Annotated in this window: 11 protein-coding genes; 7 read left to right on the top strand and 4 right to left on the bottom strand. The window is 69.4% G+C overall.

What is annotated here, in order from left to right; translation table 11 throughout:
* Positions 1-189 precede the first annotated feature (189 nt).
* Positions 190-840 carry a chorismate mutase gene (locus tag ACFRMN_RS10625; RefSeq protein ID WP_383016417.1) on the bottom strand — a complete coding sequence of 217 codons (651 nt, stop codon included), beginning with the start codon at positions 838-840 and terminating at the stop codon, positions 190-192.
* 366 nt (positions 841-1,206) lie between these two features.
* Positions 1,207-1,593 carry a hypothetical protein gene (locus ACFRMN_RS10620; RefSeq protein ID WP_383016414.1) on the bottom strand — a complete coding sequence of 129 codons (387 nt, stop codon included), beginning with the start codon at positions 1,591-1,593 and terminating at the stop codon, positions 1,207-1,209.
* Between the two features lie 103 nt (positions 1,594-1,696).
* Here ACFRMN_RS10620 and ACFRMN_RS10615 point away from each other — a divergent pair, with 103 nt between their 5' ends.
* From ACFRMN_RS10615 to ACFRMN_RS10605, 3 genes are all read left to right on the top strand, one after another.
* The gene (locus ACFRMN_RS10615; protein WP_383016411.1) at positions 1,697-2,131 is read left to right on the top strand and encodes a hypothetical protein; all 435 of its coding nucleotides are present in this window, start codon (positions 1,697-1,699) and stop codon (positions 2,129-2,131) included.
* Positions 2,132-2,256: 125 nt separating this feature from the next.
* A complete protein-coding gene (locus ACFRMN_RS10610; RefSeq protein ID WP_383016408.1) occupies positions 2,257-2,943 on the top strand; it encodes a TetR/AcrR family transcriptional regulator in 687 nt (228 codons plus the stop codon).
* A 201-nt stretch (positions 2,944-3,144) separates the two neighbouring features.
* A complete protein-coding gene (locus tag ACFRMN_RS10605) occupies positions 3,145-4,515 on the top strand; it encodes a hypothetical protein (RefSeq protein WP_383016405.1) in 1,371 nt (456 codons plus the stop codon).
* A 138-nt stretch (positions 4,516-4,653) separates the two neighbouring features.
* Here ACFRMN_RS10605 and ACFRMN_RS10600 read toward each other — a convergent pair whose 3' ends face one another.
* Complete coding sequence (locus tag ACFRMN_RS10600) at positions 4,654-5,106, bottom strand: MarR family winged helix-turn-helix transcriptional regulator (protein WP_383016402.1); 453 nt, start codon at positions 5,104-5,106, stop codon at positions 4,654-4,656.
* A 58-nt stretch (positions 5,107-5,164) separates the two neighbouring features.
* Between ACFRMN_RS10600 and ACFRMN_RS10595 the strand changes: the two genes are divergently transcribed.
* The 3 genes from ACFRMN_RS10595 (at position 5,165) to ACFRMN_RS10585 (ending at position 9,821) form a co-directional block, all read left to right on the top strand.
* Positions 5,165-6,034: an SDR family NAD(P)-dependent oxidoreductase gene (locus tag ACFRMN_RS10595; protein WP_383016399.1), complete on the top strand. Its 870-nt coding sequence runs from the start codon at positions 5,165-5,167 to the stop codon at positions 6,032-6,034.
* 228 nt (positions 6,035-6,262) lie between these two features.
* On the top strand, positions 6,263-8,530 hold the full coding sequence (locus ACFRMN_RS10590) for an AAA family ATPase (protein WP_383016396.1): 2,268 nt from the start codon (positions 6,263-6,265) through the stop codon (positions 8,528-8,530).
* A 31-nt stretch (positions 8,531-8,561) separates the two neighbouring features.
* Entirely contained in the window at positions 8,562-9,821 is a 1,260-nt protein-coding gene (locus ACFRMN_RS10585; RefSeq protein ID WP_383016393.1) for a PE-PGRS family protein, read from the top strand.
* Between the two features lie 470 nt (positions 9,822-10,291).
* On the opposite strand, the gene ACFRMN_RS10580 is transcribed toward ACFRMN_RS10585, so the two are convergent.
* Positions 10,292-10,420, bottom strand: a complete 129-nt coding sequence (locus ACFRMN_RS10580) for a hypothetical protein (RefSeq protein ID WP_383016390.1) — start codon at positions 10,418-10,420, stop codon at positions 10,292-10,294.
* 512 nt (positions 10,421-10,932) lie between these two features.
* Between ACFRMN_RS10580 and ACFRMN_RS10575 the strand changes: the two genes are divergently transcribed.
* On the top strand, positions 10,933-13,341 hold the full coding sequence (locus ACFRMN_RS10575; RefSeq protein ID WP_383016387.1) for a FlgD immunoglobulin-like domain containing protein: 2,409 nt from the start codon (positions 10,933-10,935) through the stop codon (positions 13,339-13,341).
* Positions 13,342-13,423: the final 82 nt, after the last annotated feature.

Genomic DNA, 13,423 nt, shown 5'->3' with positions numbered 1-13,423 from the left:
ATGTCTTTCGAGGCCGACACGTCGACTCTCGACCGCGCGTGATCGCCCGCGCCCGGACAGGACTGCGTCCGAAGCGGCCCCCTGGTTGGGTCGGACCGAGCAGCGGCGGGAAAACGCCGCCTGCGGGGGCGGTTCGATCCGCGCCTACTGCCGGCGGAGCGACGGAATCCGGAGGCGGACGCACTGGACCTAGCTCTGGGGAATTGCGTGATCGTTCACGCGTGCGCACGCGGAGGGCAACGCCCGCTCCATCCCCTTCAGATGCAGGACGTCCAGCTCATGGCCGTACGCCGACCAGGCCGCCGCGCCGTACAACCGCGGCTCGCACGACGGCGAGGAGCGCACGCCCTCCGTCGCCACCAGCGTGTTGAGCAACTGCGTGGTGATGCGGTCGAGTGCCGGCCTGATCTCCTTGTCGAGGTCCGGCCGCTGAGTGGGCCGCTCTTCGGGATGCGCGTCCCAGCGCGTGTACAGCCCGCGCTGCACCAGCTTGTTCGCCTCGATCTGGTCCCCGAAGACGGCGACCACCGCGTCAGGATCCAGCCCGAGCCCGACAGCCCGAGCGGCGACGTCATCGAGGATCTTCTGCTCCCGCGCGGGGTCGTCGATCGGCCGGTCGGTGCCGTACTTGGCGGCGGCCACCTTGTCGGCGATCAGCAGTCGTTCGGCGAACAGGTCGGTCAGCGGGGTGAGTCCATGAGCGGCAGAAGGCGCGGGCGCCGCGGGCCGCGGCTGGGCGACTGCGGGCATGGCAGCGGCACCGGAGAGCAGCAGCGCGGCGGATGCGGCGACCAGCACGGATCGCGTACGTCGGATTCGCACAGGGCGTGTCCTTTCCATAAGGGGGTGGGGTCAGCGCGTGTGTGCGCACATGCCTGACATGAGCCGGCCCAGTGAACTTCTTTCAGGCATCGGTAAGTTGACTTCGCGGTAAGACGTTGCCTCAGTGGAGGGCGCGCCTCAGCGCGGGATGCGCCGGGCTGCGTACACCGTCACGGCGGCGGCCGGCGCGAGCAGGGCGCACAGTGCGCCGGTCGCGGCCCATCGCATGGCACCGATCCGGGAGTACGGCAGATACTCCACCGACCAGCCGGCAATTCCCGTCTCGCGCAGGCAGTCTGCGTTGTCAGCCTCCTGTACGCACGTTCCCCGGCCGTGGAGCGAGCCGTCGGCTCCCAGGCAGGAGATGTCGATCTCCAGGGCACTTTAAGGGATCACCGGCATGTCGTTCTCGGTGAACAGTCCGCCGCCGGTGGTCTTCGTCACTGTGCTCGCGAACGACATCCGCAGGAACGACCACGCCGTCTTCAGTACCAGCGGGACACCGAAGGTGACCACCATCGCGGGCAGTGTGCGCCGCAGCGGCAGCCCGGCGGCGGCACCGCCGACCAGCAGTCCGACGAACTTGGCGGTGCCGCTCTCCAGGTCTCCCGCGAACAGCGGAGCGCCCACGAACACCCCGACCAGCACCGGCGGACACGCCAGGGCCAGGCCGAGGAGACCGATCCTCCTGTACGCGCCGTCGACCGTGTCGTTCTCGGCGGGCGAGGGACTGCCGGCCTGGACGGGCGCCATCGCGTCGTCGCACGGCAAACGAGAACACTGTTCTTGACTTCGCCCGGAGGGTGCGGCATCGTCTCCCTCAACGGAGAACAGCGTTCTCGCTTCTTGGCCCCCTCACCAAAGGATGTCCGTCGTGACCACAGCAACCATCACGGTCAGCAGCACCCCGTCCCCGCGCTGGGACCGCATCGGCCGCGGCCTGATGGCCCTCAACTCCGTAGTCACCTTCGCGGTGTTCATCAACGGGTTCTTCCTGATGGCGGACGCGAGCGACGACCGCATGATGGTGGAGGGCTGGCGGACCTTCGGATACCTCGTGTTCAGCGCGATGTGGGCGATGCTCGCGTACCGACCGCGGCACGTTCCGGCGATCTGGGAAATGGTGATCTTCCACAAGGTCGCGGCAACGGTGCTCGCCTTCACCATCCTGGACACCACCGAAGGCGCGCAGTCCTCGATCACCGACACCACCGTCGCGGCACTCACGATCTTCGCGTACATCGTCTGCCGCGGGTGGCAGTCGTGGCGGGTCATCAAGCGTGGCGATGCCCCGGTGAACACGCTGTGAGCTGTTGTGTCCGCGGGGCCGGCCAGGACGCCCCGGCCGGCCCCGCGCCGCGACTCCGCCCCCGCTTCCGAGCAGGGAGCACCGTTGGTCCAAGAGGGCACACCGTCGACTTATAAGGTGGACGCATGGTCACTCCACGGCAAGTAGCACGCGAGCAGATGATGCGTGACATCGTGCGTGTGGGACGCGAACACCTGGCCACGGTACTTCCGGCCGACCTGTCCCTACGGGCCGTGGCCCGGGACATCGGAGTCGTCCCGTCGGCGCTCTACCGCTACGTCCGTGACCGCGAAGCGCTCATCACCCTGCTGATCGTCGACGCGTACAACGAACTCGCCGACGAGGTCGACGCGGCCCTCGCGGCGGCGTCGAACCTCTCGTACCGCAAGCGGCTTGAGGTGGCAGCACTCGCGGCGCGCGCCTGGGCCGTTCGTGAACCGTCCAGGTTCGCCATGCTCTACGGCACACCGGTACCCGGCTACGCGGCTCCCGGCGACCAGACCGTCCAGCCCGGCACACGATTCGCCCTCGCTCTCGCCGGACTGGTCGAGGACGCCTGGCGAGCGGGCGAGCTGAGAACGGTGGAGGCGCCGCTCAGCCCGACCGTCCGCGCGGATATGGAGCGATTGCGGGGAGTGTTCGGTTTCGAGATGCCGGTGGGCAACGTCTCCCGGGCCTACGGTCTGTGGTCCGCGGTCATCGGCGCCATTCTGTTCGACGCCTTCGGCCACTACGCGGCGGACACACTCAGCGACCCCGAAGAATTCCTCCGCGCCCACACCGACGGTCTCGCGGACACCGTAGGTCTCTGACCGAGCCGGCCGAGCCGGCCGAGCGGCACGACCCGGGAACGCGCGTCCGAGCCATGACGAGTCCCTCCGCGCCAGCAGCCGGTGCTCTCCAACAGGGCCGGAAACCGGGGCGCGGCGGGAACTCCTGCCATGTGATGATCCCTCCGGTGCGCCGGGGCTGCCGGCGCGTCAGTCGCGTTACCACACCCTTGGGGGGTAGCAATGAGACTGTTCTCCGCTGGACGCCCGGTACGTCTCAGATCCGGCGCCGCCGTAGCGATGGCGGCCGGTCTGCTGACTGTCGGCCTCGCCGCGCCCGCGTTCGCCGACGACGACCCGCCGCAGACCGACCAGTTGTGGATCAACACGCCGTACGAGCAGACGCTGCCGGTCGGCACCGACGGCGGTCAGCCGCAGTCCCGCACCCTCGGCGTCGGCATCTACCACGACAACGAGAACTTCACGGTGACCGACGGCAGGCTCACCGTCGATGTCTCCGGCCTCGCCGGGGTCGCCGAGGTGACCTGGCCCGACAACTGCACGCCGAGCGGCACGAGCGCGGTGTGCGACATCCCCGTGGTGCCCGCGATCGGGGGCGACTACGAGGACCAGGTGCTCCTGACGGTACGCGCGGCCGACGGCGCCGAGGTCGGCGCGCAGGCCAGGATCACCTACGAGGCGACGGCCACCGGCGGGCCCGACGGCACGCTCACCGCGCCGCACGAGAGCTTCGACACCACGCTCACCGTCGGCGCCGGGCCCGACCTCGCCATCGACCCCGTCGCCGGCATCGAGGTCGGTCAGCCCGGCGACGAGCGGACGATCCCGTTCAAGGTCACCAACAACGGCAACGAGAGCGCGAACGGGTTCACCGTCAAGCTGTACGCCTCCTACGGCCTGACGGATCTGACCCGGTACGACGCCTGCACCTACACCACGTCGGACGGCGACGACTACGCACCGTCGAGCACCGCGGTCTGCACGTTCGACCAGGTGCTGGCGCCGGGCGACTCCTTCGAGCTGCCCGAGCCGCTGACAGTGCGACTCGCCCCGCACGCGCTGAAGGAGCGGCTCGACATCGACGTGGAGCCGGGCGACGGCGCCCAGGACATCGACTCCGAGAACGACTACGTGGCCCTCCCGATCGGCGCGGACAACACCGCGGACTTCTCCGTGACCGGTGACGCTGTCTCCGGCGTGGCGGGCGAGACGGCCACGGCCGAGCTCACGTTCAAGAACAACGGCCCGGCCTGGCTCGGCAACCTCGGCTCCGGCGACCCGGTCGCCGAGGTCCGGCTGATCGTGCCCGAGGGCACCACGGTCACCGGCGTGCCGTCCGGCTGCTACCCGCGCACGCTCGGCGGCGGCTACTACCCGAAGCGGACGGGCGCCCCGCGCTACGACTGCGACCTGCCGTACTGGGTGCTTGAGGACACCCAGCGCACGTTCGCGTTCTCCGTGCGCGTCGACACCGTGGTGCCCGGCGCGACCGGTGCCGTGAGCATTCACCCCGCGTTCGGCGAGTTCGGCGAGTACCCCTTCGACTTCGACCCCGACCTCACGAACAACACGGCGGTCCTGACCGTCAACTGACCAGCCCGTGGGTTCGGAGCAAGCCGTCCGAGCGGCTGCTCCGAACCCACGCACTTTCCGCGGACTCCGCCAAGGGCATGCAGCGGAGACAGAACCGCTGTTGCTGAGCGATCCCGCCTCCAGGGCTGATTCCCGAGCTCAGTCCGCGAGCGCCGTGTCGAGGCGAGCCAGCGATGCCTGGAGGCTTTTCAACTGCTGCGGGTCCAGCGAGCCGAAGAGCTTGTGCAGGACATGCGCGCCTGCTTCTTCCGCTGCCGCCAGCGTGGTGCTGCCCGCGGCAGTCAGGGACACGGTCTTGCGGCGGCGGTCGTCGGCGTCGTCCGCGCGGGAGACCAGGCCGAGGCGTTCGAGTCCTTCCACGATCTGGGTGACGGACCGGGGTGCCTGGCCGATGGTGTCGGCGAGCTGGGCCTGGTGCAGGGTGCCGTGCGCGGCAAGGGCTTGGAGGACCTTGGTGCGGGACAGGGAGAGTCCCACGGTGGACCGCATGTGCCGGTCCACCGCTCCGCGCAGGCCGTAGGCGACGGTGAGGAAGGTCAGTCCTACCTGTTCAGGGCCGGTGTCGGCGGTGGTCGCCTCGTGCTTGCTCATGGTGTCGGGTATCGTCCCACACAGAAATCATGAGGTACCTCATGAATGGAGTGAAGTGATGAACCGTCCCGTCGCCGTGATCACCGGAGCCACCTCCGGCCTGGGCCGTATTGCCGCTCTCGACCTGGCCGGCCGCGGCTACCGCATCGGTGTGGTGGCCCGCTCCCGCACCAAGGCCGACGCCACGATGAGTGAACTCAAGGCGGTGGCCGGAGGCGCGCCGATGGACGTCTTCTACGCGGATCTGGGCCTGATCTCACACGCTCGACGGGTCGGACAGGAGATCGCCGCGTTCTACCCGCGGGTGGACGTGCTGGTCAATAATGCCGGGCTGCACGCCTTCTCGCAGCGCACCACCACCGAAGGCTTCGCGGTCATGACCGCGGTCAACTATCTGGGTCCATTCGTGCTGACCCACGCCCTGGCCGACCGGCTCCTGGGCTCGGCGCCGTCCCGGATTGTCAACGTCGCCTCCGAGGCGTCCCAGCAGGCGAAGTCGATCTCACCGGCAGAGGACCTGCGCCATGTCGCCCCTTACACCCGCCGGGCGTCGATGCCGCTGTACGGGCGGACCAAGCTGATGACGATCATGTGGACGCAGGAGCTGGCCCGGCGCCTGGATCCCGCGAAGGTCACGGTCAACTGCTGTGATCCCGGCTTCAACGCCACCGGCCTGGGACGCGATCTGCCCGGGTCCAAAGTGCTGCGGCGGGTGCTGAACACGCTGCGCGTCGGTGACCCGCGCAAGGGCGCGGGCATCATTGTCCGGCTCGCCACGGACCCCGCCTTCGCACACACCAGCGGCGGCTACTTCTCCGTGCGCGACGCCAAGCCGCTGGAGTGTCCCGAACCCGGGCGGGATCCGCGCGTACAGAAGGAGCTGTGGGATCAGACCATGGCGCTGCCGGCGGGCCGCGCGTTCGGCTGAGACCTGGCGGCTCCGTCTCAAGGAGGAGGCCGGCCGCCGCGGGCATCGGCATCGGCGTCGGCAGCGTCTCCGGCAGCACGACGGACGACTTCACCCTTCCCGGCCCGCAGTCGCAGCGGGCCATCGACCTGCTGGAGGCGGAGTTGCCGCAGGCATCCGCGAAGAGCGGGCAGGAACTGTTTCCTGAAGTTGCTGTTCCGGTACGGCCCGATGCCGAAGAATGCGCACATGGCTGAGGGTGGGCAGTTCCGGGAAGGGCTCGCTGCGCGCATTGCGCACTTTGATCGGGAGGGAGCGCAGCAGGCCGCCAACCTGGCGGAGAAGGAGCGGCGGCAGGTGCTGGCCTCGTTTCCGCTGGAGAGCTGGGGAGGGCTGGACCTGGCGCAGTACGCGTTGGGGCCCGACAGCCGCAGGAACGGGCTCTCCTTCTGCCGGCTGATGGAGTACGGCACCGACAATTTCGGCAGTATCCGCGGCGGCAGCGCGGCGAAGCACATCGTCTACCAGCACCGGTCGGGCCAGTGGCGAGTCGTGCCCAGCGCGTTGAGCGGGCTTGAGGTGGAAGCGGCGTGGGCCCAGGTGCGCTCCGAGTTCGTGACGGCCTTCGACGCGGGGCGGAAAGGGGCGTACGACCTTCTGGACGACCTGGAGTCGCTGTCGTACGGACAGGCGCTGACCACCAAGGCACTGGCGGTCTACTTCCCCGGTGAGTTCCTGCCCATCTTCTCAGCCGCGCACATCCGCCACTTCACCGCACTGCTGGGCGGCAGGCCGCGTGCGTACTCCTCCGGTGTGCGTACCTGGCGGGCAAACCGCGAGCTGCTCGAACTCCTTGGTGAGTACGAGGAGTTCAAGGGGTGGAGTCCGCATGAGGTGATGGACTTCCTGTACGCCTTCCACGATCCGCGTCCACATGACCGCGTGGTCTGGAAGATCGCGCCCGGGGAACGCGCGAGCCTCTGGGACGACTGCCTTCAGAACCGTCGTATCCGGATCGCCTGGGACGAGGTCGGCAGTCTGGTGCAGTACGAGAGCGACCAGGAGCTCAAGGCCGCGCTGGACCAGCAGTGGCCGCGCAGCACCGGCGGAAACCTGCGGCTTGCACGGCAGATGCTGGCCTTCCGCGACCTGGAGCGCGGCGATCTCGTCGTCGCCAACCGAGGAAAATCGGAGGTGCTCGCCGTGGGCACCGTCGTGGGAGGGTACGCGTACGATTCCGGCGCACAGTCGCACCGCCACACCGTGGGCGTGGACTGGGACACCTCGTACGCCCAGAGCTTCGATGCGCCCCGGCACGCCTGGCAGCAGACGCTCGCCAAGGTGCCCGGCACCTTGATGCGGGAGATCCGGCGAGGGCGGCGCGACGCCGACGAATTCCTCGGCCTGGCCGGTGACGCCGACGGGGCCGGTGAGGCCGGTGTCGTGGAGAAGGCCGCGGCGGCGGAGGGGGCCGGGCAGCCCGAGCTTCCCGATGACGTACGGAAAGTACGGGATCTGCTGGAGCACAAGGGGCAGGTCGTGCTCCAGGGCCCGCCCGGCACCGGCAAGACCCGGCTGGCGCTCAATGTCGCCCTCGCCCTTGCGGGACGCGCGGACCTGATCGAGGCGACTCCGGGAGAGCGGGCCGCGGTTCTCGCGGAACTGTCCGCGGTGCCCGAGGAGGCGGAAGGGGCCAGCGAAGCGGGAGGGCCTGAGGAACCACGGGCGGCACGGCTCACGATGGTGACCTTCCATCCGTCCTACGGGTACGAGGACTTCGTCGAGGGTTTCAGGCCGGATACGACGGCGGACGGGGCTGGGCTCCATCTGAAGATGAAGGACGGGGTCTTCCTCCGGGTCTGCGCGGCGGCCGAGATAGCCCCGGACGACACCTTCCTGATAGTCGTGGACGAGATCAATCGCGGTGATCTGCCGCGCATTCTCGGCGAGTTGATCACTTTGCTGGAACTCGACAAGCGAGGATCGGTCTCCATCACCCTACCGACCAGCGGGCGTCGCCGGACCGTACCGCCGAACGTCCGCATCATCGGCACCATGAACTCCGCCGACCGCAGCGTGGGCCACATCGACTCCGCGATCCGGCGCAGATTCGCGTTCTTCGACGTACAGCCGGACCCGGACTCTCTGGACGGCGAGGTCGAAGGGCTTGGGCTGGCCTCCTTGCTGGAGGGTCTGAACGAGCGGCTCGACGCGCAATTCGGCCCGGACCATCTGCTCGGCCAGGCGTACCTCCTCTCCGACGACCGGCCGCTCGCCACCGCGGAGCAGCTCTCGCACGCCTTCCACCACGAGATCGTGCCGCTCGTGACGGACTACTGCCTCGGCCGCCCCGAAATGCTGCGGGCCGTGCTGGGCGAGCTGGTGGACGACAGTACGGGACGGGTCGTTCAGACGAATCCGAGGGACCTTCCGGGCATGCTGGCGAAGGTCTTCGTCACCGCCGGGACCGTCGACGAGGACGGCGCGTCGGCCGAGCCCGAATGGAACGAGGGGTAGCCGGGTGCCGCGGGGAGCCGCCAGGCGGAAAGTGACGCTCGACGAGTACGAGTCCTGCGAAGTGCCGAAATCAGATCTGAGCTCCGCCGATCTCCACAGGCTCCGTGAGCTCAAGGCCGTCGGTGTGATCGAGAAGCACGACCACTGTGTCCTCACCGCACGGACGATCACCGGGGTTCTGGAGCTCAGCCGCATCCGGCTGGTGCTCCGCCCCAAGTTCCCGATCGCGGGCAATCGACTGATCGACTGGCTCTCGTACGCCAACGGACAGAACAGCACCACCGACGAGGGTCTGCGCGATTGGCCTCTCGGCGAGGACGGGTACGCGGGGCTGGTACCCGCCGCCTTGCTGTACGAGTGTCGCCTGCTGTTGCGCCGCGGTCTGCGCAGGGACTACGTACGCCGACAGCGTGTAGACACCACGCTGCGGGGTCGGCTGAACGTAGAGGCGCAGGCCACCAGATGTTTCGGCGCGGTCGACCAGCTGCACGTCAGGACCTTCGAGTACGAGGACGGGGGCTGGGAGAACCTGGTGTGCGGAGCCGCCCTGGCCGCCGCGGCCGGCCAAGTGAGCGATCCGCTCCTCAAGCACCAACTGGCCGCCACGGCAGAGGACTTCCCGGCCTCTCTCCGGGGCCCGGACGCGTTGCCGCTGCTCGCCCGTGGGCGGTACTCCGTACTCAACGACCACTACCGGCCCGCCCACGCGTGGGCACGCATGGTGCTCGGCGGCGGCGGACCCAACGATCTGCTGAACCCGTACGGCTTCGGGGCGCAAGGGCTGCTGCTCAAGCTGGACTATCTCTGGCAGAGCGTGGTCCAGCGGATGGCGGCCGAAGCAGCGGCTGCTGTTGGTGGCCGGTGGGCCCTGGACGCGGCCCACCGCATCCGGACGCACGGAAGGCACGGGAGCGGAACCCCGCACTTCCCCCCCGACGTACTGCTGTCCTTCGCCCCGCCTTCCGCACCCCCCGGAACCACGCCCTACCTGGCCGTGGACGCGAAGTACAAGAACTACGCGAAGACGAACGTCTCGCATGAGGACCGCCACCAACTCCTCACCTACATCGCCGGCTACACCGACCCCGGCAATCCCCTCGCCCTGGTGGTCCACCCCGACCCGAAAGGACGGTCCGACCACCAGTTGGAAATCCGTGGGCCGCGCGGACTGGTGGGGCGCATCCTGGTGCTCGGCCTGGACACCCGCACCGATCCGAAGACCGCGGCCGAACCGCTGCGGAAGGCGATCGCCGATTTCGCCGCATCCGTGCCGGCCGTGGCCAGGATCTGACCGGGGACGTGCGCGGCTGAGCCTTCGTACGTCGGCATTTCCGCTTCTCGTCACTCGCCCGGACGCGAAACCCTCAGGTCGCTGGCCCGAGGGTCCCCGTCGACCGGGCTCAGCCGCACAGACGGTCCATCCGGTCAGCCCTGCCGCTTAAGTTCACGCACGGCCGCGGGCAGTGCGAGGCGCAGGGCAAGGGAGGTCGCGAAGCCGCCTCCCCCTGTCGGCACGACATCAGTGGTGTCAGCGCCAGATCGGAGCACCAGCAGGCTCACGACGAGGCCAACCACCATGGAGCAGGCAACGTACAGCGCCGGCCACAGGTGCCACGCGAACACTCCTCGCCGACGATGTCCTCGCGTGGCACGACGGCAGCCGAGAAGCCTCGGTCGGCAGCACACACCGCGTACTCCTCGCCGTCCGGGCACTGCTCTCCGTCGAGCCATGGGCGGACCACCGCCGTGATCGCGTCGCGATCACGGCCCCCCTGCGGACAAGGCGCGGCGGATCTCGCGTTCGGCGGTGTTCACCGAGTTGTCTGCCTTCACCGGCATGATCACCGCTGCTCGACCGCCGGGTGCCGGCGCGTCGAGGACGTACTGCACCCAGGCGAAATTGTCATTGCCCCGTGGTGGTGGTCCGTACGGCCGGCCGGTTTCCCGTCCGGCGCCCGGGACCGGGTGCGCCGCTCATGTTGAACGGAGGGTTCGTCAGCACGACGTCGGTGCCGTGCTCGCGATGCGGTGGCCATCGGTCGGACCGGGTGCTGGTCAGCTTCGGCCGCACGCCGAGGTGGAGGAGGTACAGACTCGCGACCGCCCGCAGCCGACCGTTGAGGGTTTCGCCGTACACGGCACGGCCTGCTACTTGTCCGGTCGGCTTGACCAGTCACGGACGACACCCGGTTCGTTCGAGCCCTCTCGCACCTCACGCGCGCCCGTTTTGACCGGTCACCGCCATTTCGTACACTTGATCGAATCCCCGTCCCCTGCCGTGTTAGCTTGTCGCGCCTTCCCGACGGCTGTTCCGCGCCGGACTCCGTGGGTCTGCGTCGAACGGCCAACTTCGCCATGCCTTTTGGAGGTGTTCTGTGACCGCACACCACAAGCCGAACCGAATGCGACCACTCATACGCGGCGGACTTGCCACCACCCTGGCCCTCGCCGCCGCCGGCGGTGCCCTGCCCTTCCTGCTGCCGGGCGCTCAGGCCGCGACCTCCTCGCTGACGATCCCGGCTCCGGACCGCTTCAAGCCGGTCGCCAACCCCGTGTACGGCGCGGGGCCCGGCGGCGTCGTGGAACGTACGGAGGTCAAGGGCCAGAGCCCCGCGCTCGGCTACTACCGCTGGACCCCCGACGGCGGTACCCCGGTCGACCTGCCCGTCTCGTCCCCGTACGACGACATCAACACGATCGACGGAGCGAGCCACGTCTCGGTCACCAGCGGGAATGTCGTCGCGATCCACGACTTCCCGGGCCGGGTGAAGGTGATGGACATGACGTCCGGCACCACCACCACGTACACGCTCCCCACCGGCCACTTCTACCGTGGTGTTTTCGGCTCCGCCGTGCTCACCGCCACCCGGGCCGCGGACGGCGCCAAGGACGTCCTGCATGTGCTGCGCATGGCGGACGGACAACTCACCGACACCCTCGTCACCGGGCTGAACGGCTGGGTCGCCGAGGACGCCATGACACTTGGCGGCGACGACCGTTCGGTGGCGATCTCGTACGAACACCCCGACGGCACCCGCGGTGTCGGTCTGCTGGACCTGGCGACGGCCCGGGTCACCCCGGTGTTTCCGGGTGCCACCGGCACGAACGCCCAGGTCGTGTTCTCCGACGCGTACGTCGCCTGGTACTCGCCCGAGGGCGGCAACACCACGGCCCGCGTACTCCCCCGCGCCACCCCGGAGGCGGCCGACACCAAGCTTGAGCTCGGTTCGGACGGCGAGGGCACCCCGCGGCTCGGGCTCGTCGGTGACTGGCTGCTGACCACACGTCAGTTCACGCAGAGCGGGGGTGACTTCCTGGTCCGCCAGGGTGCCCCGCTCACCGCCCTGCCGATCGCCGGCGGCGCGCCCAGGACCCTGCTGGAACACGCGGGCCGGCGGATGGCGCAGGTCCCCGGCGGCGGCGTGGCCGTCACCGGCGGCGCCTCGGCCGAGGACTGGGCGGTACGCCGGATCTCCGTCGGCGACGACGGGGCGCCCGTGCCGCGTACGGTGCGCGAGGTGGCACCCAAGGAGGGGAACCTCACGCAGCTGTCGATCACGGCCGGGCATCTGGTCACGGCCGAGTCCGACACCACGTATCTTCCGGCGCTCTTCCAGCGGCAGATCATCCTCGGTGCCGCTCAGTCGGCGGGCGAGCGGTCGCTGCTGGCGCGGCCGGACGCGCGGACCACCGGCGAGGCGGCACAGCGTGTCTACGACCACCGGCAGCCGGTCGGCACCGGCGACGGCCGTACCGTCGTTGCCACGACCGACGCGGACGGAGCCCAGGTGCTCGTCGTGCTGGGGGCGGACGGCACGACGACCGTCGTACCTGCCGTGGACCCGCAGACCGGCGAGAAGATGCCGACAGGCTCCGGCCACTACTCGGGCGTGCGCTCGGCCTCCGGCCGCTATGTGGTGTTCGGCGACTCCGGACGCGGTGCGGAGGACCGGCAGTACGTCGTCGACCTGGACGCGCCCGGCGGACCGAAGGTGGTCCGGGTCCACCAGGGCCAGGGCGGGCTCGCCGTATGGGGCACCAAGCTGTGGATGCCGGGCGATACGGACGGCACGCTCCAGGCCGTCGACCTCAAGTCCGGTGAGACGACGGCCACGGAGCAGATCACCGACGGCTGTCTGCCGCAGCAGCTACAGACCGCCGGGCCGTGGGTGTACTGGGACTGCTACCCCTCGGGGTCGATCAGCTCCGGCCACGGCGTGTACAACACGCAGACCCAGCAGTCGCTCTACGCCCCGCGCGGCACCCTCGGCGACGGCTACGTGGTGGTGTACGACCGGGACCGCGCCCAGCTCAACCTCACGCCGATCGGGGACGCGACGCGCACCATCGAGGCGTTCGCGTCCCAGTACAACGGCCCGCTCGTGGAGGCCGACCGCTTCGGCGGCGCGGTCGCGTACGCCAAGGAGGGCAGCGCCCGGATCACCGTGGTCGACTCGGGCGTCGCCGCCTCCCAGGTGGCCGAGATCGAGTCGCGGGTCGAGCGGTCCACCGACCTCAAGTCCGCCGACGCCGTGTGGGACGCGGACTGGCAGCTGTCCAAGCCCGTCACCGACGCCCGGGTGACGGTCCGGAACAAGACCGGCCGCGCGGTGTTCACGGGCTCGGCCAAGGAATACGCCGCCGCCGTCTCGTTCTCGTGGGACGGCCGGACCGACGACGGCCGGTACGTCAACGACGGCACCTACACCTGGGAGCTCACCGGCACGCCGGCGGACGGCAGCGGCGGTGCCCTGAAGGTCACGGGCACGGTCGCGTTCAGCAGCGGCCAGCGCCCGCTCACCAGGAACTGAACGGCGGCGCCGGCGATCCGAACGGCGGCTCCAACGATCCGAACGGCGACAACAAGGGCGTCTCTCAGCTGTTGCCTTCCCA

This window comes from Streptomyces sp. NPDC056835 (assembly GCF_042789485.1).
GTDB lineage: Bacteria > Actinomycetota > Actinomycetes > Streptomycetales > Streptomycetaceae > Streptomyces.
Note: the sequence above shows the minus strand (reverse complement) of the source record. Positions and strands in the feature narration are given on the sequence as shown.